Source organism: Enterococcus sp. LJL128, assembly GCF_056924295.1.
The window spans coordinates 189,639-214,146 of sequence record NZ_JBXPBP010000001.1; the positions used below are offsets into that span (position 1 = coordinate 189,639).

The 24,508-nt window shown below is 39.4% G+C and carries 38 protein-coding genes and 1 tRNA gene; all 39 read right to left on the reverse strand.

Features of this window, described 5'->3' with window-relative positions; translation table 11 throughout:
• Nucleotides 1–2: 2 nt before the first annotated feature.
• A complete protein-coding gene (locus tag AC1Z3K_RS00905) occupies nt 3–155 on the reverse strand; it encodes a hypothetical protein (protein WP_461731534.1) in 153 nt (50 codons plus the stop codon).
• 11 nt (nt 156–166) lie between these two features.
• Complete coding sequence (locus AC1Z3K_RS00910) at nt 167–535, reverse strand: hypothetical protein (protein WP_461731535.1); 369 nt, start codon at nt 533–535, stop codon at nt 167–169.
• 20 nt (nt 536–555) lie between these two features.
• On the reverse strand, nt 556–801 hold the full coding sequence (locus tag AC1Z3K_RS00915) for a hypothetical protein (protein WP_461731536.1): 246 nt from the start codon (nt 799–801) through the stop codon (nt 556–558).
• Complete coding sequence (locus tag AC1Z3K_RS00920) at nt 798–1,511, reverse strand: hypothetical protein (protein WP_461731538.1); 714 nt, start codon at nt 1,509–1,511, stop codon at nt 798–800. The genes AC1Z3K_RS00915 and AC1Z3K_RS00920 overlap by 4 nt, the downstream gene beginning before the upstream one ends.
• 4 nt (nt 1,512–1,515) lie before the next feature.
• Nucleotides 1,516–2,658, reverse strand: a complete 1,143-nt coding sequence (locus AC1Z3K_RS00925; RefSeq protein ID WP_461731539.1) for a hypothetical protein — start codon at nt 2,656–2,658, stop codon at nt 1,516–1,518.
• 5 nt (nt 2,659–2,663) lie between these two features.
• Nucleotides 2,664–3,773, reverse strand: a complete 1,110-nt coding sequence (locus tag AC1Z3K_RS00930; RefSeq protein ID WP_461731540.1) for a hypothetical protein — start codon at nt 3,771–3,773, stop codon at nt 2,664–2,666.
• Nucleotides 3,754–4,074, reverse strand: a complete 321-nt coding sequence (locus AC1Z3K_RS00935) for a hypothetical protein (protein WP_461731541.1) — start codon at nt 4,072–4,074, stop codon at nt 3,754–3,756. Before AC1Z3K_RS00935 ends, AC1Z3K_RS00930 begins: the two co-directional genes overlap by 20 nt.
• Nucleotides 4,055–4,282: a hypothetical protein gene (locus AC1Z3K_RS00940; RefSeq protein WP_461731542.1), complete on the reverse strand. Its 228-nt coding sequence runs from the start codon at nt 4,280–4,282 to the stop codon at nt 4,055–4,057. The genes AC1Z3K_RS00935 and AC1Z3K_RS00940 overlap by 20 nt, the downstream gene beginning before the upstream one ends.
• Nucleotides 4,283–4,320: 38 nt before the next feature.
• Nucleotides 4,321–4,584 (reverse strand): hypothetical protein, encoded by a 264-nt coding sequence (locus AC1Z3K_RS00945; protein ID WP_461731543.1) that lies wholly within the window; start codon nt 4,582–4,584, stop codon nt 4,321–4,323.
• Between the two features lie 14 nt (nt 4,585–4,598).
• Nucleotides 4,599–5,279: a structural protein gene (locus AC1Z3K_RS00950; protein WP_461731544.1), complete on the reverse strand. Its 681-nt coding sequence runs from the start codon at nt 5,277–5,279 to the stop codon at nt 4,599–4,601.
• A 2-nt stretch (nt 5,280–5,281) separates the two neighbouring features.
• Nucleotides 5,282–5,830 carry a hypothetical protein gene (locus AC1Z3K_RS00955; protein WP_461731545.1) on the reverse strand — a complete coding sequence of 183 codons (549 nt, stop codon included), beginning with the start codon at nt 5,828–5,830 and terminating at the stop codon, nt 5,282–5,284.
• Between the two features lie 11 nt (nt 5,831–5,841).
• Nucleotides 5,842–7,221: a hypothetical protein gene (locus tag AC1Z3K_RS00960; RefSeq protein ID WP_461731546.1), complete on the reverse strand. Its 1,380-nt coding sequence runs from the start codon at nt 7,219–7,221 to the stop codon at nt 5,842–5,844.
• A 27-nt stretch (nt 7,222–7,248) separates the two neighbouring features.
• Nucleotides 7,249–7,455: a hypothetical protein gene (locus AC1Z3K_RS00965; RefSeq protein WP_461731547.1), complete on the reverse strand. Its 207-nt coding sequence runs from the start codon at nt 7,453–7,455 to the stop codon at nt 7,249–7,251.
• Nucleotides 7,456–7,679: 224 nt separating this feature from the next.
• Nucleotides 7,680–9,218, reverse strand: coding sequence for a hypothetical protein (locus AC1Z3K_RS00970; RefSeq protein ID WP_461731548.1), 1,539 nt, complete (start codon nt 9,216–9,218; stop codon nt 7,680–7,682).
• The gene (gene terS, locus AC1Z3K_RS00975; protein WP_461731549.1) at nt 9,211–10,050 is read right to left on the reverse strand and encodes a phage terminase small subunit; all 840 of its coding nucleotides are present in this window, start codon (nt 10,048–10,050) and stop codon (nt 9,211–9,213) included. Before terS ends, AC1Z3K_RS00970 begins: the two co-directional genes overlap by 8 nt.
• 43 nt (nt 10,051–10,093) lie before the next feature.
• Nucleotides 10,094–10,372, reverse strand: a complete 279-nt coding sequence (locus AC1Z3K_RS00980; RefSeq protein ID WP_461731550.1) for a hypothetical protein — start codon at nt 10,370–10,372, stop codon at nt 10,094–10,096.
• Between the two features lies 1 nt (nt 10,373).
• The gene (locus AC1Z3K_RS00985) at nt 10,374–10,586 is read right to left on the reverse strand and encodes a hypothetical protein (RefSeq protein ID WP_461731551.1); all 213 of its coding nucleotides are present in this window, start codon (nt 10,584–10,586) and stop codon (nt 10,374–10,376) included.
• A gap of 200 nt (nt 10,587–10,786) precedes the next feature.
• Nucleotides 10,787–12,061 carry a site-specific DNA-methyltransferase gene (locus AC1Z3K_RS00990; RefSeq protein ID WP_461731552.1) on the reverse strand — a complete coding sequence of 425 codons (1,275 nt, stop codon included), beginning with the start codon at nt 12,059–12,061 and terminating at the stop codon, nt 10,787–10,789.
• Between the two features lie 46 nt (nt 12,062–12,107).
• Complete coding sequence (locus AC1Z3K_RS00995) at nt 12,108–12,383, reverse strand: hypothetical protein (RefSeq protein ID WP_461731553.1); 276 nt, start codon at nt 12,381–12,383, stop codon at nt 12,108–12,110.
• Nucleotides 12,384–12,399: 16 nt separating this feature from the next.
• Nucleotides 12,400–12,585: a hypothetical protein gene (locus AC1Z3K_RS01000; protein ID WP_461731554.1), complete on the reverse strand. Its 186-nt coding sequence runs from the start codon at nt 12,583–12,585 to the stop codon at nt 12,400–12,402.
• A gap of 52 nt (nt 12,586–12,637) precedes the next feature.
• The gene (locus AC1Z3K_RS01005) at nt 12,638–12,937 is read right to left on the reverse strand and encodes a hypothetical protein (protein WP_461731555.1); all 300 of its coding nucleotides are present in this window, start codon (nt 12,935–12,937) and stop codon (nt 12,638–12,640) included.
• A gap of 414 nt (nt 12,938–13,351) precedes the next feature.
• A tRNA-Cys gene (locus AC1Z3K_RS01010) sits at nt 13,352–13,422 on the reverse strand.
• 121 nt (nt 13,423–13,543) lie between these two features.
• A complete protein-coding gene (locus tag AC1Z3K_RS01015; protein ID WP_461731556.1) occupies nt 13,544–14,014 on the reverse strand; it encodes an ArpU family phage packaging/lysis transcriptional regulator in 471 nt (156 codons plus the stop codon).
• 194 nt (nt 14,015–14,208) lie between these two features.
• The gene (locus AC1Z3K_RS01020; RefSeq protein ID WP_461731557.1) at nt 14,209–14,409 is read right to left on the reverse strand and encodes a hypothetical protein; all 201 of its coding nucleotides are present in this window, start codon (nt 14,407–14,409) and stop codon (nt 14,209–14,211) included.
• Entirely contained in the window at nt 14,406–14,639 is a 234-nt protein-coding gene (locus AC1Z3K_RS01025) for a hypothetical protein (RefSeq protein ID WP_461731558.1), read from the reverse strand. Before AC1Z3K_RS01025 ends, AC1Z3K_RS01020 begins: the two co-directional genes overlap by 4 nt.
• 38 nt (nt 14,640–14,677) lie before the next feature.
• Nucleotides 14,678–15,409, reverse strand: coding sequence for a DUF1642 domain-containing protein (locus tag AC1Z3K_RS01030; protein ID WP_461731559.1), 732 nt, complete (start codon nt 15,407–15,409; stop codon nt 14,678–14,680).
• A gap of 13 nt (nt 15,410–15,422) precedes the next feature.
• A complete protein-coding gene (locus tag AC1Z3K_RS01035; protein ID WP_461731560.1) occupies nt 15,423–15,746 on the reverse strand; it encodes a hypothetical protein in 324 nt (107 codons plus the stop codon).
• Nucleotides 15,747–15,757: 11 nt separating this feature from the next.
• Nucleotides 15,758–16,564, reverse strand: coding sequence for a DNA adenine methylase (locus tag AC1Z3K_RS01040; RefSeq protein ID WP_461731561.1), 807 nt, complete (start codon nt 16,562–16,564; stop codon nt 15,758–15,760).
• Nucleotides 16,565–17,515 carry a hypothetical protein gene (locus tag AC1Z3K_RS01045; RefSeq protein WP_461731562.1) on the reverse strand — a complete coding sequence of 317 codons (951 nt, stop codon included), beginning with the start codon at nt 17,513–17,515 and terminating at the stop codon, nt 16,565–16,567. It lies immediately after the preceding gene.
• The gene (locus AC1Z3K_RS01050) at nt 17,508–18,107 is read right to left on the reverse strand and encodes a hypothetical protein (protein ID WP_461731563.1); all 600 of its coding nucleotides are present in this window, start codon (nt 18,105–18,107) and stop codon (nt 17,508–17,510) included. Before AC1Z3K_RS01050 ends, AC1Z3K_RS01045 begins: the two co-directional genes overlap by 8 nt.
• 21 nt (nt 18,108–18,128) lie before the next feature.
• Complete coding sequence (locus AC1Z3K_RS01055) at nt 18,129–18,518, reverse strand: DUF7448 domain-containing protein (RefSeq protein ID WP_461731564.1); 390 nt, start codon at nt 18,516–18,518, stop codon at nt 18,129–18,131.
• A gap of 11 nt (nt 18,519–18,529) precedes the next feature.
• On the reverse strand, nt 18,530–18,970 hold the full coding sequence (locus AC1Z3K_RS01060) for a RusA family crossover junction endodeoxyribonuclease (protein ID WP_461731565.1): 441 nt from the start codon (nt 18,968–18,970) through the stop codon (nt 18,530–18,532).
• 162 nt (nt 18,971–19,132) lie between these two features.
• Complete coding sequence (locus AC1Z3K_RS01065) at nt 19,133–19,393, reverse strand: hypothetical protein (protein ID WP_461731566.1); 261 nt, start codon at nt 19,391–19,393, stop codon at nt 19,133–19,135.
• Between the two features lie 7 nt (nt 19,394–19,400).
• Nucleotides 19,401–20,255, reverse strand: coding sequence for a DnaD domain protein (locus AC1Z3K_RS01070; RefSeq protein WP_461731567.1), 855 nt, complete (start codon nt 20,253–20,255; stop codon nt 19,401–19,403).
• 12 nt (nt 20,256–20,267) lie between these two features.
• The gene (locus tag AC1Z3K_RS01075; RefSeq protein WP_461731568.1) at nt 20,268–20,996 is read right to left on the reverse strand and encodes an MBL fold metallo-hydrolase; all 729 of its coding nucleotides are present in this window, start codon (nt 20,994–20,996) and stop codon (nt 20,268–20,270) included.
• On the reverse strand, nt 20,989–22,032 hold the full coding sequence (locus tag AC1Z3K_RS01080) for a hypothetical protein (RefSeq protein WP_461731569.1): 1,044 nt from the start codon (nt 22,030–22,032) through the stop codon (nt 20,989–20,991). The genes AC1Z3K_RS01075 and AC1Z3K_RS01080 overlap by 8 nt, the downstream gene beginning before the upstream one ends.
• A gap of 2 nt (nt 22,033–22,034) precedes the next feature.
• Nucleotides 22,035–22,232: a hypothetical protein gene (locus tag AC1Z3K_RS01085; protein WP_461731570.1), complete on the reverse strand. Its 198-nt coding sequence runs from the start codon at nt 22,230–22,232 to the stop codon at nt 22,035–22,037.
• Nucleotides 22,229–24,172, reverse strand: coding sequence for an AAA family ATPase (locus AC1Z3K_RS01090; protein ID WP_461731571.1), 1,944 nt, complete (start codon nt 24,170–24,172; stop codon nt 22,229–22,231). The genes AC1Z3K_RS01085 and AC1Z3K_RS01090 overlap by 4 nt, the downstream gene beginning before the upstream one ends.
• Entirely contained in the window at nt 24,165–24,464 is a 300-nt protein-coding gene (locus AC1Z3K_RS01095) for a hypothetical protein (protein WP_461731572.1), read from the reverse strand. The genes AC1Z3K_RS01090 and AC1Z3K_RS01095 overlap by 8 nt, the downstream gene beginning before the upstream one ends.
• Nucleotides 24,465–24,508 lie beyond the last annotated feature (44 nt).

A 24,508-nucleotide genomic window follows, 5' to 3' on the forward strand; every position in this document is an offset into this window, starting at 1 on the left:
CTCTATAAGTTGTTTTGAACAACACGTGCTGCGTCTCTTTCGTAGCGACCGCCGTTCTTTTGATTCAATGTTTGAAGTTTCTTTTGTACAAAGGCCTGAGCATCCACTGCAGGCTTTTTTTCTTCAACCTTCTTTTCTTTATCCAGTTTCGTCATTTTATTGCCTCCTAAATTTTTGGACGGCGTAAAACCGCCCGCTTAATAAATGGATCACCGGCTGATGCGGGAATCCTGACAGACCTAGCAAAATGAACTTGTCCATCTCGGCCAATCCATCTCAACGCCTTAGCATTTTTAGGCCGGATTGTATAAGGTCCATGACCATCATGATAAAAAGGCGAATAGTCAATATTTCCTATATTTCGTGAATCTGCCTTTAATTTGGCTGCATCCACTCCAACAAGATAGTGACCTTCACCCTTTTTTTCTTTTGTTATGGCATCACGTGTGGCGCCTGACTTAACATGAACCTCATCCTTGATGGTTTGTTCCATTTTTGTCGCATAATTATCAATTCTTTTGTTAATTGAATTCATAACAATATTTTCTAAAGACATCAGGTCACCTTCTTAAACATCCGAGTTGGTACACCATTCAAGTGATACACCTGGTCGATTAAAAATAAGCCATCATGTTCGATGACTTCATATTTTTCTCCAGCTCTAAATGTCACTATTCGGCCAGATGGCAATGTCATTCGCTTTTCACGCTGAAAATTGTATTGCGATACTCTTCTCTTTCCGCAGGATGAACAACCGGACTTTCTAGCCTGCTGCTTCAATCCTAAAAATTCAACTTTCAAATTACCTCACCCCACCAGTTCAACATTTTTCTGTTACATAAGCTAATTAACCCAAGCTGATTTTTATACGCACTCTCAATCAACCTCATGAAAACACGTTCTAAATATGCTGTCGGGTCCAGATTGCCGTTATAGTCATCTGTTGAAATATATCCCTCACTCGATGAACTGTCATTACACGTCTGGCATTTTGAACAATCACACTCATTCTTTGAAGTGATGATGTGCAGCATATCACAGAAAATAGGAAGCAAGCATTCAGGAAGTTCTTGATAACCAGCGATGTACTCGACAATCAGCATATACTCGTACTGACAGTTACAAAGGTCATTACCAAGATATTTGCTGAGGTCGACACGTAACTCGTCAGAGAACTCACTATAGAGATACTCATCCGCTCCAATTGGAAATAGCTCTTCCTTAATACCAAAGCGACGGATTAACGTCAGTTCAAAACTTTCTGCAAAAATTTGCGTAAAGAAGGGCGTGAACTTAAAAATCCCGCCCTCACAACCACATCTTTTCACATCCTCAACTGTGAAAATCTCTTTTCTTTCTTCTGCTAGAAATGTCTCACACGCTTCTTGAGTCCAGCAAGTCATCATACTGACTAGGTTTATTAGTTCAGTGATGTTTTTTTCTAATTGTTCTGTTTCGGCATCTGGCAAGCAATCACAATAACCTTTTAACTGCTCGATAATTTCCTTCATAGGCCTAGCCCATAGGGACCAGCGTCTCAGGAACAAGCAATCCGTCCAATCCTTGAAGTGTGTCGCCTAAACAGTTCGCATCTAGAGGAATATCTGTGATTACAGCCAAGCGGTTCGTATCGACTGAGAATGTAGTACCTGCGTTATACAAGTAATCACATTCGACAGCACATCCCTCATCTGGTCCAACAACAGCAAAGGAGTTTCGTTGGAATTTAGGGTCAGTTACTGCTAAATCAGTAAGCATCATTCCGCCTAATGTGTCTCCATCCAGTACCCATGCATCACCTTTGGCGTTTGTTTGGTCATAAGGAACAATTTTATCCTGAATGAAAGGAATGTTGTTATATCTAATTTCATTTCCGTTTTTAGTCCATCCATCAGGTAAGTTACCGAATCGACCAGGTACAATAGCCTTTGCAATTGAGCGATGAGTAATTGGATGAACAGCAATCACATAGTTGCTCCCTCCAAGCGCTGTTAAACGGCAGCCGAGTGAGAAGAATGCACTTAGGATATCAGCACCATTGATGGCCAACACTGAAGCATCAGATAAGATTTCTAAAAGACCATGAAACGGTTTTAATGTCGCTGTTGCTGTTGTAGTAGTTCCTAAAATGATATTTCGAGCAGTAAAAAAGCGCATTGACTCGTGAGCCATACGCTTCTTAGCTTGTTCAATTGATTCGCCTTTTCTCATGAAGTAGTTGATCATATCAGTTGCCTTGAATTTCACGATTTCTTCCATCAAACCGTCTAAAATTTCTTTACATTGGCGTAAGCAAAGTAATTTCATTGGTGCTTCTGCGGCACACTTCTCTAAGCCAAGTGGCAACCAGCAGCATTCTCCAGCAGTGTCGATAGGAAGTGATGTTCCCCAAGTATACGGTAAAACAATATTATGGTCATTTGTGACTGGATCTCGACGAGTGACTAAATTCCCGCTGTTTACTGTATTCATTACCATTCGTGTCATTGGTGTGCTCATGAGCCATGTAACCAACGCATACTGGTCCTGAATAGGAAATTTTGATCTGTTCTGTGAAAAATCAGGCGCAATTCCAATCTTCCCAATTTCTGCTAACTGAAGGACTTGCTCAGAGTCCACAGCAATTTTTTCTAAAGTTGCTAAACTAGTATCTAACATTTATTTCACTCTCCTGCGATAAATTTTAATGGGTCATATTCATCATCGTTATTTTTTTGAGTTGCTGATGAGGCAACATTACCTTGAGAATCAACAACTCCCAATTTGCCGAACTTCTCTAAAACTGCAGAAACTCGCTTGCTAGTAGCAGACAATTCTTCTTTGCTTTTTGCATCTGAAGCCTTTAAGCGTTCATTTTCAGCTGCTAGCTCTTCATTTTCTTTCTTAAGACCTAAGACAATCGTCTCTAAATCTTTAATTTTTTCATCTACAGAATCCGGTTCAACCTGAACAGGGTCTGGCTCTGTTTGAGCAGGTTCTGCTGCCGGTGTGACTTCTGGCTCTGGTGTTGGATTTGGTTCAGGTTCAGCCACCGACTCTACTACTACTGGCTCTGGTTCTAATGCTGGATCAGTAGTATGTGGTTCTGGTTCAGTTTTAGAAAAATATTTGTCATATAGCTTTTTTACAATTCCGTCTTTCATATTGTCCTCCTTGTTTTCGCTATTCAGCACCATAGTGCTATTACAGTTTCCTGGCTCACCAATGATTCCAAAATCATGGATAGTTAGCTTATCAATTACCGGTGCCCAATCCAGTCGCTCAAGTAATTCTTCATCGACCGTATCATCTATTGAGTAGCTAAACTCTGCACTAATACCGATTGTGTTATGCTGCCGACGTAGTTCTTTAATGAAAATTGATTCTTCATCTATAGCCATCCTTGCATCAAGTCCTTTACGACCATCTCCTATATCGACAAGTCTTAAATCTTCTTTAGACCATGCTCCGACAGGAAATGGAAACTCAGCATATGGAAAATGACCAATGTTGATTACTCCAACATAATCATCATCAAGTGAATTATAAAAATCCTCTAAGACTCCTTTTTTGATGTATGCTCTTACTGAGCCATCTCCATATAAGACACTTCCTTCATCCAATAGCCTGACAAATTCATTGTTCGGAGTGATGGACTGGAGATAAAAAACCTCGTCTTTATCAGTTTTTTTAACAGATAAATCAATAGTTCCGTCGAGTAGTTTTTTATATTGCTGACGGAAAAAGTTTCTTGCTTCAACCTCCTTCAGTAAATTACTTTTCCTTTTTTTCATCATTAATCACCTCGACAATGTGATACTTGAGCTTTTTCACTCTGCCCCCGCAGGATTTGCATGACGTAATTTCATAAGGAATATTGTGAGCGATGAGATGTTCTTCAAGCTCTGAAGAATGGCCCTTTTCTTTTGTAGCATCAGTTAAGCTCTTAATAAGCAGCTCATCATCTGTTTCATAGATTTTCCCGGGATACAATCGTTCATGACCATATGTAGCAATTCCTCTAATCGTCTTGACCACAGGCAGCGCTACAGTAGCGTCTATTCCGTCATATAACTTAATCTTTTGCTTTGTCATCTGCTGCCACCTCTTCATTTTTATCAGCAGCGGCTTCTTTATCTTTACTGTTTTTCGTATCAGTAACGGTTTTATTCTTACTTCGATTGTTTTTTACATTGCCAGCTGTGTATGGCTCCGGAATAACTTCTTTCAATCCGGATTCAGTTTTTCTCAACGATTTCAAATAATCGCGTCTTTCTTTTTCAGATTTAAAAATAGTTACCATAAATATTCTCCTTTCCATGAAACAAAAAAGACCACCGTTTATAGGCAGTCAATTTGCTTACAAGGTGTGTCTGGAATTTCAGTTTCAGTTTGCGGTAAAGTTGTAAAGCCACAGATACATTTAAAGCTAGTAGTGATGATATTTCCTGTTGCTTCATCCGTATAGCTGAATGCATTCGCAACTGAAGTGCCAAGCTTCCAAGTTTCTAATTGAGATAGAGTAGTTTGAGCACCAGTACCAGAAATCGCCAATTTACTTCCGTCTTTCATGTTTACCTCAATATTTACTGTCCGTTTAATCATGTTCCCACCTCCTCTCAATAAGATTCAATTATCCATTCGATTATGCACTGGTCATTTGGATGTGCGGTGGCAGTGAGCTGCTCCTTGTAATTGTGTGTGTAAAACTTACCATCACCTAAATCGATGGACTGTCCTTCAAAAATAAAAGGCTCATCGTAATTCACAGTCGTTCCGTCCAAAGCTTTGCATATAGCACAAGCACCAGACCACGCCTTCCATCTCTTTTTTACCGATAGACGTTCGCCGTAAACAGCAAGAAGCTGACTAACAACATCTATATCAGCCAGCTGGTAAATATTGTGAATTTCTGTTTTGGCCAAACGTTCGGCCTGATACCTTTCCTGCTGAGGAATATTTTCAAGCGCAATCCTCAAAAGCTCTTGTTGTTCATAAAAAGATAGGTCAGGGTATTCATTAGCGATAAGAGCCGCTAGTTCTTGTGTGATGAACTGCAACCTATCTCTATATCCATCGAGCAGCTGTTCAAAAGATAACCTATAATCCTGAAACATCTGAGAATTAGCTTGAAACTCAAATGGTGCAATAGTTTTGTTCTTTTCGACAGTTCCATCAGCTCTAATCAACCAAAGCAATGCAACAAAAGCCAGTATGTTTTCTAGGCTACCATCAGTTTCCTGTTCATTGACGATATCTGAAGCATAAAGGCTGATAAGTTCGGTCAGTTCCTCTTCCATAATCAGAACTCCAGATCGTCATATTCAGCCACTTTTTCCTGAGATTTACTAATTAATTCATGGATTTTCATTGAACTTTGATTGTTCAACCGATTTTTAAAGTCGTTGACGAACTCTTCGTCTTTCACAATTAAAACTGAAATTAGCTCAAGTTCACCTTTTTCCCCTTGTCCAACTCTGTAAGCAGTAACGCTGTTCGAGTAAATCAAGCCGTTTTCCTGCTCTTGAATGGCCCGGTTATCCAAAACAACATCATAAAATGATGTGGTCTTTTTGCCGTCGGTCTGCTCAACCTTGCGATAGCGATTATTCAAGAACTGATCCACGTTGATGGCCGCATTCTTTTTTCCTGTTGTTGTATAGGTAATGCCATCGGGCGTGATTTGCCGCTCTGTTAGGTCAATCTTTTGCCCTGTTAATTTTCGCTGGGTCAATTCCAGTTCGTTCAATTTCTGAGCATCAGAAAAGTTATAAACTGGAGTCCCTGCGATTTCCATCACTGGCGATACCTTAGCACCCTCATCTTTAATAATTTTATTCAAATCTAGCATTTCTTTTCCTCCTAAATTGCAATATTATCAATCAATTCCTTTGCTTTATCCTCAAAACCAAGATTGCTGAGGCGTTCAGCAAGTTCTACTGTTTTCAAGGCATTGTCAGTCTTAGCGTTATAATCGATAGTGTCATCCTTATAAAAATAAATCTTCTCAACTTCTAACTTCGGCGCTAACATATTGCTGAGCTGAACTGCAAAAAGTTCTCGATAAGGGATGATGACGTTCTCCATTGCATTATCCAGAATCTTTTCCATCGAGATGTTGCCGTTCATCTTGCCAAGACCAATCAGCGCTGGATGAATACCGAAAATTTGTGCTACTATCTCACCAGCTGTTTCGGCAAAAGTTAAGAACTCAGTTGATTTAGTCACACGAGGGATAGTATCTAATTTATCGAACATATTATTGACAACAGCGACATTTTTACTAGTGCTGTTTTTCAACTGCTCACCAAACTTAACCGCCTCACGCTTAGCTTTATCAGCTTTCTGAGCATTTGCCTGTACAGTGTTCTTCAGTACATTCGATGTACTAGCCTCGTTGCCATCTGAGAAGTCACCGGCACCTTTCAACCACAACAAAATACGACCTGGTCCGTCATACTCCAAGTCGTCAATGAGATGTTCATAGATTGATGTAATAAGCGTGTTTCTCAGCCTGTCTCTTGTCAGAATGGACTCACCTTTCATCGATGATACATCTGTTCTTAGATTAACAAAGTCCTCGACAGGAACACCGATGTGCCTTTTGTCTTTTGTGATCAGTATTCCTTTTTTGAAAAGCTCCTTCATATCGAAATCAAACCACCCAGTCAGTTCATCTTTTTTTATTGATGAAAAATCAAGTTTCTTTTGATTTCTAGAAATGATATAGGCTAAAGTATCATCAAATCCATAATACTCGGTATTTTCGGCAATTAAGTTGCCAAAATGGTTGTACTTAATCATCTGTAGACCAGCTTCATCGCTTAGATATCTTATGCCAGTTCTGCCAAAAACGAGTGCCCGCTTGACTGCTTCTCTCAACAGCAGATAGTTAGTAGTTCCCTGAGCGTTCTGAGCGTACAAAAAGGCTTTAACCTTTTCGTCTGCCTCATCGCCTTCGCCAGTAGTAATCGGCGCACTAAATATCATGCTTGTAATTGATGAGACAACATACTCAAGAACTGGCATATTCTCCCACAGCCAATCCAGTAGATCAGGTGTTCCTTTTTTCTTTTGCTGATCATACCCGCTGGCACAATCATCTGGTGAATCTTTAATGAGTGTTTCCAAAATTTCATACGTACTATCAGAACCCATGAAATCCGAGGCGAGCTTCTCCTGTCTTTGAGAACTAAGTGCCAGTTTTTGTTGTTTCTTCTTTTTTCTTCTGCTTTTCGCCACTTTATCACCACCCTTCAATTTCATTTTCTATAAATAATGTTTCTCCGCAGATTCTATTGCGTCATCAATAGATAAGCCTGCAGAACGAAATCCAGTTATATACTTCAATAAATCAAAATATGATTTAGAGGTTGAAAGAGCAATATACTGAACCCTCTCATTTTGTTCATCACTAAATCCCATTCTCTTTTTTTCATAATCAAATGAATCGTTTAGATTCTTCTCAAGTAGCATAAAACATCACCTTCAATTGTTATTTTTAGAGACAGTTAACATAACGCATCTTATATCAAGCTGTAGAGTTGCCGGGCTATTAGCGTACCTATTTTGTGAAAATGGAATGGTATACCCAATATTAATTTTAAAAATCCTTATATATCAACCTTTCACTTTTCTAAACTATGTGAGAAACAAGAATCGAAAAGCCTCGAAAATTGTTATCAATCAGAGTGTATAGGCTACTCTGAATTGTCAATTGAATGCAGCAAGATAGCATGAACGGATAGAAGAACTGCGTCGAGCTCATCCGGAGACTTACCTAGCAGTTTCTTGATTTCATCCTTCGAAATAATCGCTATCTTTCCATTTGATTTTATTAGTGATTGTACATAGTTCATTTGCTCTTCGAGTGCATCTTTCATCTTCGATGTAAAAGAGATGTCCAAACTACTGATTAGCTGCTGCAGATCCACATGCATCTCCGCTCGTTTGTTGAAACCACGAACAGCAGCAAAGTGATTCAATTCTTTCCTCGTTTTTGTGGTACCTTCACCAAAATTGATTCCTTGTACTCGCTTATTTCCTAGCTTTTTGGCTAACCCCTCAACAAGCCAAATACCAAAACCAATATCGACACAAATCTTTTTCACATCAAAACGAGTTACCAATTTCATGATGTCATCAATTACTTTAAAACTCGTAACACCATCTATCCAATCAGATTTATCAATCACTGCAAAGTCCAGCACTCGGACCATACCTGAAGGCTCCAGTCCTGAAAGGACAACATCGATATTGTCTTTTCCTTTATGGGCTGAATCAATACCTAAGAAGAAAATGGTATCGGGATGGATTGGTCCATCATTCACTACGATTTCATTAAACAGCGACTTGTCAGCATAATCGTCAAGTTCGCATAACAAGTACCGTTTTGCTGTGCTTTCTTCTTTGAAAAACTCAGAATTGATTATCTGTTCTTTTGATTTATAACGGCCCTCTTCCAATGCAGTTCTGGCATCCATCCAAACAATCAAAGTGTCCTCGGGAACATCATCAGCTGTGATGGAATCATAGAAACGACCTTTTCGGTGAGGGTTAGAGATTTCAAAACTAAGCAGCTTCTTTCCATCTTCCGATGAAAACTCCCGGCGTCCCATCTCGGCATAAACAGCATCAGGAACGAGTGCAGCTTCATCGACGATGTAGTCACCGCCACGACCGATAGCAGCGTTGGAACGGAGGGTATCGTTAAAAGCACCACCTAATGAGATGGCTTCAATCATTCCGCCACCCTTCAAAGCAATTTTCTTTTTAGACATCCCCATTTGCAGCCGCTCTACTTTATCGGCCGGCTCCATCATTTTTACTCTAATAGATATGTCTGCATGCTGGAGATGATCAGCAACGTATTTCATAATAATCTCAGTAACCTGTGCATCGTTGCCGGCCACTCGAACAGGGTTACCTTCATTCGCCCGCAGCAAAGCAATCTGACCGCAAGTGTAACTTTTACCGTACTGACTAGGCGTAACGACCTTGATGGTTGAATAACCGCCCTGAACTGCACCAATTAACATCGCCTGTGTGAAGTATGGTTTGCTACCAAAAAAGGCTAAGGATTGACTTGCACCAATTCTGGCCAGACGTATTTGTTCATCTCTTTCGATGCTTATACGTCTGTAATGTTGAGGAATTCGCCCAACTAACCAGGGTTCTAACTGGTCGGATGGAGTCGCACTATCCAATAATTCTATGACCTTTTTCTGCGTTTCATTCATCATCGGTCACTCCAAAACGTTCCATGAACTTAGCAGCAAGCTCCAGTTTATCTTCGACTGGCAGCTCATCTGGCCCGTCATTGGTGATTCCAAGCTCAAGGTTAATTTTTTTCGTTTGTGCATCCAGCAGTGTCACTCTTTTTTGAGTGAGTTCAATATCATTCATCTGCTTTACAGCTCTAGTCAATTGCCCAGTAATTTTAGTAAGCTCACTTTCAATCTTGAGAATCCATTCGATCTTAGGTGTAATCTTTTCTCGCTTCTCCGTCACCTTTAAGTCATCGGATGGAATGGCGATCGAAACGACCTTACCTTCTCGTTCAAAAGTCTGCTTTTCTGCCGTTATCTGATGAAGAATACTTTTTTCATTTTCTGTCAGACCTGCTTCAGCAGCTCGTACCCTTTTCATCATGCGTAGTTGCCGAACTCGCATCGTGCGTATTTCTTCCTGAAGAATCAAAAGAGGATCATCAGACATTACATCCAATAGATTCTTTTCGTCATCAGATAATAAATCCATATAAATCGTTTCATACGCTCCATGTTTCAGAGCGTTCTTATTACGAGGTGGTGGAGATGCATTGCAGTTCCCCTTGTTGCCTAGCGCGTTCTGATTGCCTTTAGGGGCGCCCCGCCTTTTAGAACGTTCCGTTTGGTCTGATTGGAGCGTTCCGTTTAACTGCTGTTCCCATTTGTCTTTTGACTTCCAGCCGCGAACGGTTCCGGCTGATAAATCCAACTGATCAGCAATTTTGATAAGGTCAATCTTTCCATCATGTTTTTTATAAATTTCCATAGCTTCATCACGCCGAGGATCTCTTTTTCTAGCCACTCATCTCTCACCACCTCACTCTCAAAAAAATTGAGTATTGTTTTTAGTAATTTATTATTTCAAAATCCTGGTCAAAATTCTCAGGATTGATTACCCATAAATTGCCTTCTTTGTCTTTTATAATATAGTCGCCTTCCTCAACAGGAGTATAACCATCGAGCGTAAGCACCATGAAAAGAATACGGTTCTTTGCTATTCCGTCTATACAGATAGTATCGCTCAAAACGATGACCAACCTGCCTTCAGTAAAATCTCTAACTTCGTTGAGGTTTCCGCCATTCCATTCGATAACATCGACCTCTTTGCATTCTTTTGCTCTCAAATCATTCACTCTCCTTCAGCATTAAATCAGCTTCGATTAATACTTTCAGATCAGAAATGCTGTTGAGCTTTATCTCTCCAGCCTTTAAATTTTTGAGCCATTGTCCTAAGGCAGCTCGGATTATTTTCTTATACTCATCGATTGATTCGGCTTTTTCTAATGCCTTTTGAATCTCGTACTCAATATCTATGTTTTCATTTTGTCTGGTTTCCATTTGCGTAATTCCTCCGCTATGTCTATAATAGAAAAAGACACTGAGCTGTTGAAAACCACGCGTGGTCTTGTCTCAGTGTCTTCGGAGTGTTCGCACTTCGTTGAGTGGACCGAGCGTTAGCGCGCTCGGTCTTCTTTTTTATGTTAAACACCATCTTTCAATCGATTCGTTACAAGTTCCCGAAAAATGGTGCTGTAACCCTAATTTACTTTTATTGCTTTAATTCCTGTTGATTCCTCAAAACGTTTAATGATAACATCACAAAATATTGGGTCAAGCTCCAATAGATTGCAGCGCCGGCCCAGCTCATGTGCGCACATGAGCGTGGAGCCGGAGCCTCCAAATAGATCCACAATCAAATCACCTTTTTTTGAGCTATTTCTAATCGGGATGGCCAACAAAGACAATGGTTTTTGTGTAGGGTGAACATATGCGTTCACGTTTCCCCGGCTACACTCCCAAATTGTGGATGGCAGGTCATCAATCAAGTCATCGTGCCACACAGTCGATTGTTTCCTATTCCCCTGCCAAAAAGGAGCGCAACCCTTTTTATGAGCGTAAAAAACAGGCTCATGTTGCCATCTATATTGACTCCAACCGTTGCTAGCAGAATTTTTTACCCAAATACATTGGGAACGGACAAATATTTGATTGTCGTTCATGGCGTTTTCAAAGTCACGTTGAGTGCTCGACGCGTGAAACACATAAATTGCTGAACGCTCAGACATTAAATGAGTATAGCTGGCAAAAACCCCATGCAAGAAAGACTGAAACTCCTCATCGCTCATGTCGTCATTCATAATTGAATCTCGGCCAGAATCAAGAAGTTCTTCATTTTCGGACACCACAGCGACGTTGTAAGGAGGGTCGGTAACAACGAGACTGGCTAGCTCTCCATCCATCAATGCATCAATATCAGAAAGAACAGTTGCATCGCCGCACATCAAGCGGTGTGGCCCCAGCTGCCAAATGTCTCCTTGAACGGCCTTCGGTCCATCCTTCTCTATTTCTTTTACCGCTTTGTCTACATCGAAACCATCTTCTTCAATTGGTGTTTCAATTTCGATATTGTACTCAAATCTTTCAATGATTTCTGTAGCCTCGTTTTCTTTAAAACCGGTCAGATCCAAATCACCAGATTCAAACTCACGTAAAAGTGGAGCAAGTTTCTTTTCATCCCACTTGCCTTTAATCTTATTGAGAGCTAAATTAAGCGCCTTTTCACGTTCGATAGGTAAATCTACTACCGATACCTCTACTTCTTCGCAGAGCTCAATATTTTGAGCCACAGCGACACGCTGATGTCCACCAACAAGAAAACCTGTGCGAGAATTAAAAACAGGAGGATCGACAAAGCCGAATTCCTCCAGTGATTTTTTTAGATCTTCGTATTCATCCATGCCGGGAACCAAATCCACACGTGGGTTGTATGGTGCAGGTTTTAAATCTACTAATTTCATTTTTACTATTTTCATAATTTCCTCCAAAATAAAAAGAGCTTTTCAGCTCTCAAATTGTCCTTTATATAAAATTTAATCCATGTTCTGATTGTAGATAGTCTTGAATTTTTCTAGCAGCTTGCTCAGCTGCATTATAACGCTTAACTACGTTCTGAATATCTTTCGTTTTTAAAGTTCCCCAGTCCTTTGATTCAATCACAATCGAGTAGGTTGAGTCCTCGACAATCAAATGAATCGCTGGTATTTTGGAATCTAATGTTTTAACGGCGAAAAAATTTTTTTTGATATCTCCTAACAGTTCATAATCATTTATTTCATCAATTATTTTCAAGTCCATTGATTTTTCCTCTTTTCTATTTTTGTAAAAATGCTTTTACATAAATTCCTAAACCGCTATTCAGGTTAATACCAAACTTTTGTTCAAATTCTTTGTGAGCCTCTAACCTGTCATCGGCTGTTTCACCATTGATAATTTTTTCATAAGCCACTCGCCATTCACGATTCGATTTAATTTTTTCTGCTACTTCTAATGCGTTCATGATTTTTTATCCTCCATTGCCGGGGCTAACTCGCCCCGGCCGTTTTTATTTTCTAGAATTCGATATCAGTATTATCAGCTATTACTGTTTTAAAATACTTTGCAGCTTCGATAGCTTGTTCGTAGGTTTCAATAAGTTTTTTCATTTCCTCTTCGTTGTGCATTCCGAAAGATTTTGAAGCTATTTCTATAACTCCTTTTTCGCTAGTTTTTGTTTTCCAATTGTATGGCGTCAACCGAAATGAGATAAAGTAGTAAAATTTTTCTTCTGTGCCTTCATATTCGATGAAGTAACTTTCTTGATCTTCGTACAATACATATCCGTTCATTTTTGCTAATGCTGTTCTTTTCATTTTTATCAACCTCGCTTTATTTATTTGTTGTATGTATATTAACTTGGGTTGACGACTATTACAAGTCTTTTCTTGTTATTTTATAAACTTATTTTCTCAAACAGAAACATCGATACAACGCTGTTTAAATTATTTTTTCTGGAAAATAATAACAGATATTTTTCTTTTTTTAGTTATTTAAAAAAAACGAGCACAAATGAGTGCTCGTTCCGAGATACCAAAAAATAGATAGACTGATCAAAAATTTTTGTGTAATTGTGTCACTTTCTATTTTTCGGTGATATCAAAATGCACTGTTTCCGGAATCGAACCGGCCGGACTCCCCTTCTCGGGTCCATCCCAAGTCCTGCACCTAGCCTCAGGGATTCGAACCCCGCACGCTTCAGGAGGTTGCGCTACCTAGTGCACTTGATAAGGCGATAACCGGATTTGAACCGGTGATAGAGGTTTTGCAGACCTCAGCCTTACCACTTGGCTATACCGCCATTGACAGCAGTAGGAGATGTCCTACTAACTGACAATATCATAATAACACCGTTTAACCGGACATAGCCCGGATAATTGCTGGATATTTACCGGATAAGAACCCGATAGAAACCCGATTTTTCACCGAAATTCTACTAGCTCCAGAGCATCCGCAAATTGTATAATTGCCAACGCCGCGTCCTGAGATACGAGGTCTTCACTTATATGCAACTGCTGTGAACAGATATAAACTGAAAGTCCCAATATATATCGATTGTAAAAAATCTTCTTACGACGATCGCATATTTCAGGTTTAAAAGGATGTTGAATTGCCGCAAATCCTAAAACAAATAACTCGTGCAAATAATCAAACTTTTCTCGCGCCTCTTCATTTTCAATAAGTATTTTTTCAGCCTCAGCATTATTCTCGCCGCTGGATGCCGGAGGAACCAAAGAGAAGCTAGAAGTCAGCTTTGGCTCCCGAGGCTGTCCATAGCGAGTTCTGGCAGCCAGATATGCATTCATGAACACACCAACGTTGTATTTCGTACGATCCAAGTTAACATCTTTTGGATCTGGAGTTTCATATTTACTAACATCAAACAGTACCATTTCGCCTTGATTCCTCCTGTGGTATAATAGATTGTCTTGGTCGGGAGGAAACAGAGAGTTATGCTAGCTAATTAACTCTTAATCTTTTCGGCTTTTTTATTTGTTTTTGATGTTCCGTTAGCAGCTGCTTTTTCCTGAAGGCGGCGCTTTTTCTTTTTAATTTTTGATTTCGTTTTTCCCATGCTATCACTCCTTTATAAAAATTTAGATGCAGGGATTATTTTTCCATTGCAACACTCAGGTAGAGTTTTTACGGCCTCCTTGGCATCAGAACGCAAGAAGCATAGAGCTTTTCTATTATCTAACTTAGAAACGGTGATTCGATTTCCTTCACAAGCCGTTACGAATCCTAACGACTTTTTATTCGATAAAACTTTGATTACATAGCTATTCATTTGATTATCTCCTTAAAAACAACTCCATCGATGGAGTGAATCAGTTCTATACCACCTTCGAACTCTTTCTGTTCATATCGTTCATTGATATATTCAATTTCATGCCTACTTAGAATTTCTTTTGCCTCTTCGCTCAGAAGTGTCGTATTTCCCCTAAAAGGTGAAAAACCAAATTGCCTTTCGAACTGGTCCACTAATATCTGCTGTTCCAATTCTTTTGGTTTATTCATACCGCTATCTCCTTAATCATTTCCATTATGGAAAGAGTTCAATTGTCCGAATCTACTTGTTTTACAAACGCATCATTCCAATATGCCTGATTAGCTTCTTTAATTTCTTTTTCAGTAAAATCCTGCTGCCAGTAACCACCGTTTTCAGATTCAAAACCGATTTCATACTCTTTCCCTTTTCTGAAAAGGATTTGGCGGTCGTCATCTGTTTCAAGAAATACAACTTGATATAGCTGCTCCTGCTTCACTTTGTAGCCGTCCTGCATACGAATGAGGGTTTCGACAGGCTTTGTCTTTGACACATTCATCCATTTACAAAAGTCGTCTGAATCATGTTCATCAAAATCATAGATGTATTCCCATATTTTATAATCTAAATTCTTTTTATTTTCTTCATACCAATCAGCTACATACTGAGTAACCTCAACAGGCTCACTCTGTTTTAGTGAATCCCAGATAAACTGCTCATAGGAACGATTGTCATCACGTTTATCAAGCTCAAAGCTGACAGTGTTCATCAATGCTCCAATTTTCCCTTGGGCTTCCCATACCTCAGCAAAATTATGAGGGATGGTTACACCTGTCTCTTTTTCGATGATTTTCTTTGCTTGCTTGTATGCCATTTTATCAATATTCTTCTGGAGATCTTCCTGCTCTGTTTGGATTTCTTTGAGATCATCGACAACGCCTTCTCTTGAAAATTGATTCGCTGAAACTGACCACCAAGCATCGGTTCCGTATTTAATTATCTTTTCCTCTACCCTATTCATTCAGTCTACCTCCTCAAAATAATGAAAGCTGTACATTTATCGCCTTGGCTCTCTTATGAATATTTGTTTTTTTCAGATGATTAATTAGGGATTTGACAATTGCATGATCAAGCTTAGCCTGAACATATTGATCCCCCCAATTAGCCCAATCACAAAACTCCCATTTACCGTCATTTCTTTCATAACTGACAATTGGTGTGTCCTCGTTTCCGAACCAAATCTGAATGTAATCAACTTGATTCTCTCGGTCCCATCCAGCAGAGATCCAGTCTCCTCTTTCAAAAGATTTAGCTGTGATACCAGCTCTATGAAAAATATCAAGTAGCCTATTTTTCATTTCCTCACTCCTCATAGTAAATTCATTTGCTGATCCGGCTGAAAATTCATCCAAATAACTTCAGTCCGTTCAGATTTCTTTTCAGTCGTGATTCCAACTTTTGTTTTTTTCGTGTCGGTGTACCAGCTGCTTAATGCATCATCATACATGCCGCTATGGTAGCCGGATAGGATTACTTTGCCTTTATAATTCAGCAGGCTGTGTAGTAGCTCCTCATGCTGCTGGTTAGTAAATCCATGCTTATAATGATCGCTAACCAGCGATGAACTAAGATAAGGAGGATCACAATAAAGCAGCGTATCCTCGTTATTAGTTTCATTTATCAGCTGAATAGCATCCTTACTTTCTATCTGTGCATCCTTAAGACGAGCAGCTGCATAGCCGATGCGATTCTCCATGTCATTCCACTCATAAGCACAATAAGGACCATTCCAGCTGATGCTTTTTCTAAATCCCGGCATCGCATAAGTTTTGCCCCCTACACCGAACCACAACCGGACCAACATCCTTCGAGCGTCTTCTACAGGGTCTGACGAGATGTTATCGGACTGCTCAAACTCTTCTCTGGAATAAGGTGTAAATTTTATCAGGTACTGAAGGCGATCCGGTTGGTTTCTAATGACTTCAAACATGTTAACCAAACGGCGATCTAAATCGTTTATCGTTTCAACCGTTGATTTTTGTTTGTTAAAGAACACCGCGCCACTACCAAAAAACGGCTCTAAGTACGCCTTGTGCGGCGGCATGTGACGGATGATTGTATCAGCCATCCGCCATTTGCTGCCGGGATAATTTATAAGTCTCCGGTATTGTGCCATTTAATCAACTTCTGCCAGACTGGTTACTGTTCTCACTTTAACTAAGCGGCCACCATAGTCAGCTGCGATTTGTCGAGCCGTCTCCTTTTTTTCAGATAGATCGCTGGCTTTTTCATGATCTAAAGAAATGCGGGCTGCCTGTTCTTCAGGATCGACATCCAGAAATGCCTTGCCAACCATCACGCAAATTTTTTCAGATTTTTCTAGAACTCTGAGTTCACGTGTTTCTGCACCCTTTTCTTGACAGGTATTATTTGAAAATGTTAGTGGAACAGTGGATGGCACAGGTTTGCTTTTTTTTACAACTTCAACTACTCTCTCTTGCCGCTCATTGTAATCGAAATCAATCCATTTCAAATATTTAAGGAGAACAGATTTTATATTCGATCTTTTTGTTGATATTTCCTTTTGAATATAACTGTGTAAGAATGTATCTACTTTTTTAGTTGTGATTTCAGCGCCGTCCATGAAATTCATAAAAACAGATAAAAAACTCCGGTAGGAATTTTGTGTTCCAACCTTCCAGCCACCATCCTGTAAAAATTCATTTATTTTTTCTTTGGTAATTATTGCCATTGTCTTTTCTCCCTTCAGCGGTAGCTTCTTAGCAGAACTCGGAAACTCCCAAAATTGTAACTCTTCCCTTGATAAGTGTTGCCGGCTTAGTTCGTTATCTCTAATCCAATAATTAAATTTATTTTTTTGCACACCGCATACTTCCATCAGATAATCGTTACCATAGCCCAAACTCTTGAGATACAAAAAATTATCAACAGTGAACTTTTCGAAATCTAAATCAGGTAAAGGTGATGACTCTGAAATATTATCAGCGCCTAATAAGCGTCCCAACACTTCCACTCGCTCGACAGTTACAGGATCACTCTCCCAACCGACTGGATCGGTTAAGAGAGTAAGTTCCTGCATTACTGCCTGCTTTTGATTCTTATTCACTGTATGGGTCCTCATCATCAGATTCAGCTGAGTTCTGTATCTCAACTTTATTCTTAGCCCATGCATCAGCAAACGGAGCAAATTCTTTACGAGCGATTTCTAGCTGATTCAGCAGTGTGAATTCTGACATTTCATAAGCGACAGCAATCTCTGTGATTGAGTCGCCTTTCTTCACTCGATCTAGTACGTCGCGCGGATTGATGGAAATGGTGTCTGGATATTCTAAGCTATGAGCTGACATGATAAACGAATCGATGATATCTTTATCAACCTGCATCTGTCGCTCCTCTGTCTCAGCAACGCCGTCTTCAAGGTCCAAAGATGTCTGTTCTTCTTCCAGAACTTCAACAGTGCCGTCCTGGTTTACGACATATTCGATATTTGGCTTATTGGTTTGTTTGTTATAGGGAACGCTGTATTCATACGTTTCGGGATGAATAACGACCTGAACAGTTTTGCCGAGGTAATCCCAAAGATCATCAGACTTCCCACGCAACGAATCGTTGCTAACGACCATTAGCACTTCGATATTTCCGTTAGATTTTGACGTTACCTTCTTCAATTCCGGACTAAAGTTTACTTGTTTTGACATGATAAATTCCTCCTCTTTTCTTTAAGCTTCACAAACTCGAAAATGTATATCCTTTACAACAAGAGAGCAAACGCTGAAATAGTAACCGCCATTTCCATCGTCAGCAAAGCAATCAGCCTGAGCTACAACATTTTGGTTGTGGAATAGTACGATTTCGGCTCTCGATGTATGTCCATCACCGTTATATACATTTTTACCTTTGTCCAACCTAATGACCTCAGTAATCACAGCTTCCAACTTGACATTAGTGAACTTTCCGCCAGCATTCGCACAACAATCAGAAGCGCTCATCTCGATAGTTATTCTAGTGCCATCGTCAAGTAACAGTTCATCTTCAGTCCATGATTCAATTTTTTTATACAACAACATTTTTTTTAGCTCATCAAAATCCCCATAATTAACGTCATACATTGTCTTTCCTCCTAAAATAAAGTTTCTTGTTGTGCTTCAAGTGACTGGATAGTGACCTCAGCCCGTGGCTGCTTTGAATAAAACTTTTCGCATATCAAAAGGACCACTTGACCATCATCCTCCCAAATAATCCCCTTTAATGCATCGAGGATTCCTTTAGCATAGTTATCAGCGTCGGGCTTTGTGGTCGGTCGAAGTTCACGTCGTTCTGCTAGTTCAGCCTTCTTATTCGAAAAACTTTTCAAGCTCCGTTTAAATATTTTCACTTCAACTCGAAGGGCTCCAGCTAAAAGATTAGCTGGCCGTTTCTGAATTGCAGCTGAAGAAACCAGACTTTTATATTCTTTGGACTTTGGATCATCATATACTCGGACAAATTTTCCCCGCACAGTAAATCGAGGTCTCCCCTGAGGAACAGGATCACCAGGAATGATAATTTCGATAGCTTCCACTGGCGTAGTCCTCCTTAACCTTCTGTTTTTTTTCCATTTTTTCTATTTCTTTACGAACTTCATTTCCATTCAAATTGCAAATCGGACAAGGTCCGCAAGTAGATCTTCCGTATTTATCTTCTACCCAGATGACTTTATTATCGAAACAAGTAAAGCATTCCATTAAATGCCACCTCTCATCCATGATTGATTAGATTTCGGATAATAGTTTTTTTCTATCTCCTTGAAATTGGAAATATTTTCCTTTTTCTCAGGAATTTTTTTATCAATTGAAATGCTCTCCTTAACAACACCTTGACAGACGTCCGCTGCTAGTTCTGCCATTTCCAAACTGGTGTAATGCTGAGCATTTTCGATGTTGAATGTTGGGTTACCATTTTTATCAATGTACGGATACCTGCTAGCTTTAATCACATAAGGCATGTGATCATCACTCCTCTCCTTCTGGATTTAACCAATTGTGCAACGATACTTTAGGTAATGGCTCGTCAGAAACATGCTCCTGTTCAGAGATGCTAGCATTGCGCCTACTAGCTATAGCTGCAAGAGCTTGCTGTTCGGATTTGATTCCCTTACGTTCCCAATTAAGGAGAATCCGATCCATGTATTTCAAACTGTATGCCTGATTCAAAACCGCCTCTTTCAAAGCAACAAGAATCAGGTCATCAGAATAATTGTCAGTCAACTGCCAAGAAGTGACCATTTCGATTTCAACTGGCGAGAGTGGTCTGCCGAAATTTTTTTCAATTTCCACCAGAACTATATTTATATTATTTTTATCAATTGGTGGAGTAAGAGAAGGTATATTCTTATCATTCTTTTCATTCTTCTCTTTCTTTTCATTCTTGTTTATGCTACCTTCGTTGCTACCCCCGTTGTCACCCTTGTTGCTACCTTCGTTGCTATTTTTGTTGTTTCCGTTGTTGTGTCCTTTGTTGTTCTCCACAGGGTCTGAAACTTGCTGATAGTCCTTGTATTTCAAGACTTTATACGTTGTTCCTTTTTGCCTAGATTTAGAAACAGTTATCATGCCTTCATTCTCAAGCAAGGTCAAAAACTTACTAACCGATTTCCTACTAGCACCCCATCTGGCGGATAGTTTCATTTCACTGGTCAATCTCTCACCGATGTCTATTGTTTCAATTTTTCCATTTACGAGGACTTTGTTCGGCTTGTGGTTGGCCATCAACAGAAGGTCAAGCCACCATTTTAAATAAACAGGGTTGTCCCAAACCCAGTGGTCTTGAATTGAACGGTAAAGTTTTATCCAGCCTCCTCCGGCCATTTTCTACACCACCTATGCTATATAAACCGGAACGCCGGTAATTTTTTTAGTTTCTTTTTTGAACAGTGCTTCATCACTATTGGAGTCTGATAGATGCAACAGCCACACTTCTTGCAGCTTATTAGACTTATTCGCCTTGATGAATTCGAGGGTGTTGGCAAAGTCGAAGTGACTCTCCATTAGACGAGTTTTATGTTTTCGGTCAAACCCTGTTGTTAATGTTTCGTCAATGATGTCCCTTGAGTAATTCGCCTCAATCATCAAATGCGTAATGTTCGGAAATTTGTACTTCACATAGTAACTGTCAGTCACGAATACCAAGCGATCGCCAGCAATATTATCGATGAGAAAACCGCAAGGCTCTGCTGCATCATGCTCTGTTTTAAATGGAGTGACAAACCAAGTACCGATTTTAGTTGTTTCTTTGTATTTCAGCTCATTGAACCGATAGAAATCATACTGAGACAATTTCAAAGTGCTGTCTGCGAACAAACTATCAGTTGTTCCATGAGTGGCGTAAACCTCGACTGATGTTCCACCAATTAGTTGATTTATATATTTGCAATGATCTCTGTGCTCATGAGAAATGAGACAGCCCAAAACTTTTGAGAAATCATGTTTCATTTCTCTTTGAATTTGCTTATATGGAACCCCACATTCTATTAGTAGCTGAGAATGGCCATCATCAATCAGATAACCATTCCCTTTACTGCCAGAACCAAAACTTTTGATTTTAAGCATACGGATCAACATCCTCAACTGGTTCTGATGCATCAACACGATCAGCAGCCACCTCGACATATTCATCAGGTTCATTTTTTTCCACAGCTGGAGGAGCAGGTTCGAAGATTTCTGTATTAGCCTGTTCCTGAATTTCCTCAATAATTTCAGCTTCTTTAACAGCCATTCTACGACTTGAAAAGTCATCCTCTGCTTCTTCGAACTTTGTTGCTACATAAGCATTAGAGAAATCCTTAGGAATTTTTTTAACTATCCTATTACGCATCTTGCGAACAATCATCGCTTCACGACTTTGTGGATCTTTCCAAGCCGGACTAATCTTCCCAAGAACTTGCATATCTTTGTCATCCAACATATCATCAAGACTATGTGAGTCAGCAAAAACACGAATCTTCTCTTTCTTATCATTTTTCTCTTTATCCCACATCAGATTATTGAACATATGAGCAATGAGATTCGCTTTCACATCTTCACGTTCACAGATTGCATACTCAATTTGTCCATCTTCATATTCAAGCGGGTAGACAACGCGAACAACTTTTCCGCTCCCCTTAGGTACCCAAGTTGGAGGTGTTACACTTATTCCTGTGTAACTCATGTACGTAAAATCATCATCTTCTTTTACTTCCCAATGGCGATGGACCTTTTTTATCCCTCTTCCGAATCGTGAGAGCAATGCGTCATTCCCATCACCTTCGATTCCCATTTCGACGACTGTAGCCTTTGCATTACCTTGACCACGAGACTCTCCTCTTTTGATAAAATAGACTTCTCGAGGCGTTGCAGCCGAATTCAGTTGTAAAGATGCTACTGTTAGTAATATTTGAGTCAAATTGCTTTGATCAATTTGATTAACTGTCAGTCCTTCTTTGAGCAGCATCTCATTGATAGAAGAAATAGAATTCATCACGCAAGTTCGTTGATATTCAGTCATTTGAATGCCGTTATCATACAACTGACTTTCTACCATCGGCATAAATGTGTCATTGAGTTTGGTTAACCCTGTTCTGTATGTTGCTGGCGCTTGATTTGTCATTTTTAGTTTTCCCTCCAAAATAGTCTGTATTCTTCATATGGTCCCAATTTTGCGTAAATATGTTTTGGTTTAAAGTGGTCTATGAGTCCTAAATTCATAAGTTTTGATTCGACCTCTTCCAGAATGTTTTCCATTGAATCAAAAATCCCAATAAACATCCGATCTGTTCCCTCTTTTGCGTAAACTAAAATTTGATTCATGTATTTACCTCTACTTTCAGTTTTTTGTCTTCAGACACTCGCAACTCAATTAGTTGTGATTCTGAGTCAATCAGTTCATTTACTGCCTCAGCATTATCAACAAAAAGTGGTAAGTGTAAGTTATGGAACTCCGACAGAGTATTGATGATGTCGATGTCACAATTAATCTTTGCGCCGTTGTTCAGAGATGAACTGTATCCGACACCTTTATAAGTAGCCTCACACACCTCATTCAATCCGCCATTTTTTTGTAAATCGAACAGTTTGAACTGAACTAGCTTGAATTTAGAATTGATACTTTCCTCGAGCATTTTCACTTTCAAGCGAACAAACTCATCAATCATGAACAATTGGCGTTCAACTTCCTGGTTCTGTTCCTTCAGTTCTTTGTCCTTCTTTCTAAGCTCGCCAATTCGAGCTTCAAACGGTTTGAACTGTTCGAATTGTTGCAGCTGCTCTTGTAACTTTTCCTTGTTCTTAACTGCAGCATCGTAAGCGGTTTGAGCTACTTGGATTTCCTGAGAAGAATCGGCCTTAGCTGTTAATACTTTTTGTTGCAGCTCATCGATTTCCTTTAAAATCTTTTTGTGACTATCGGTATCTTCAAAAGAACCAATTTTTGATTGTTGGAAAGTCAGCTCATCATTGAGTAGATCCAGTCCCTTTTCTTTATCAGCCAGCTCAGTAGCTAGTAGAGTTTTCTCGTTAATTAAGTTACGCAGCTTTTCCTGATTTGCTTTTACTTCTTGATTTTTGGCTTTACCAACTGCAATGTTCTCTTCTAGATCATTAGCTTTTTTTAGATTAAACTTTTCGATGATTTCAGCCAGCTGCGACTCAGGTAATTCTTGTCCACACGTCACACACTCTTTCTGATGCTCATCGAAAGAAAGGTCTTTTAGTTCCGAATACTTATTGCGTAACTTCTCAAGTTCCTCTTGTTCATTCTTAATCAATAGCTCCAGCTGATAAATTTCAGATGAAACTTTTGATTCTTGTGACCGCAGATTAGTTACAGTCCTTTGCAGTTCGATAACTTCATTTTGCAAATTTTGAGTATTCAGATTTCCAGTAGCCAGAAATTCAACTTTTTCATTAGACATTTTCAAATTTAGTTTTGATATTTGCTCTTGGTAATTTAAAGCAGGATCACCTTGTTTAGCTAAGAGCAGCTGCTCTTCTTTCTTGGTGACTAGTTCAACAGCAGCAATAATCATCTCTTTCAATTCATCCGGATTGCTATCATCCAGTTTTAATCGATTTATCGCTTCTTGATTTTCTTGAATCTGAAGTGGAATTCCGTCAATCTGCTGTTTGATTTCCTTCTTTTGTGCCGCCAATATTTTTTTCATATCTTCGACAGAATGGTCCTTTAAAATCTTGGAAACTTCTGCCAGTTTAGGATTAGACTTTATGATGTCATCGTCTGTCATGCCAGAGAGCTTCACAAGAAGCTCTCTGCGTTCCTTCCACGCTAGTCGCATAAATGAACCTGGATTAGATAAAATAAAGAATAGCGACTCATTAGCTATGCCTGAGACAAATTCTTTCCACTCCTTCTCCTTTGTAGGAACCATATCGATGAAATACTTGGTTGTGTCACTACCTCGAGTTTTCTCAAGAGCTCCATTTTTCGTAGTCCATTTTTCTGACTGAACTCGTTTGAGAATTACAACCTTACCGTCTATAACAAGCTCTGCTTCGATTTCTGGATCAAGTCCCAGTTGTTCTTCGTTGTCATCATTAAGCGGCTTAGGATTCAATTTTTCATCAGATAGATTTTTCCCAAACAGCAGCCAGCGGAAACCATCTGCCAGACTAGTTTTACCAGATGCGTTCCGACCAAAAACTGTTGCTCCTTGACCTGACAAATTTAGCTCAAAATCAGATATGCCTTTAAAGTTCTTATATGAAATTTTGTTAATTAGGATATTAGCCATTGCTGTCTCCTTTCATGATTTCTCTTAGCATTGCAAACACTTCGTTAGCAGCTGCTACTTCTCCTTCATGTTCTTGCTCCGATGCTCGTCGATCTCTACAATGTGAACAATCACAGTTTTCAGATAAGGTGTCACATAAAGACAGTAGTTGAGTAATATGAGCAATTTTGGAGCCAACTCTATATACGCCGTTTGCATTTTCAGCTCGTTCTTCTAAAATGACTATTGCCGCTACGTTCTCATCAATACAAGCATTGAGTAATTCACTAGTTAATTTTTTAATTCTTTCCATATTTCGCATCCTCAGATTTCATGGTATAATTACTTCAAATTAAT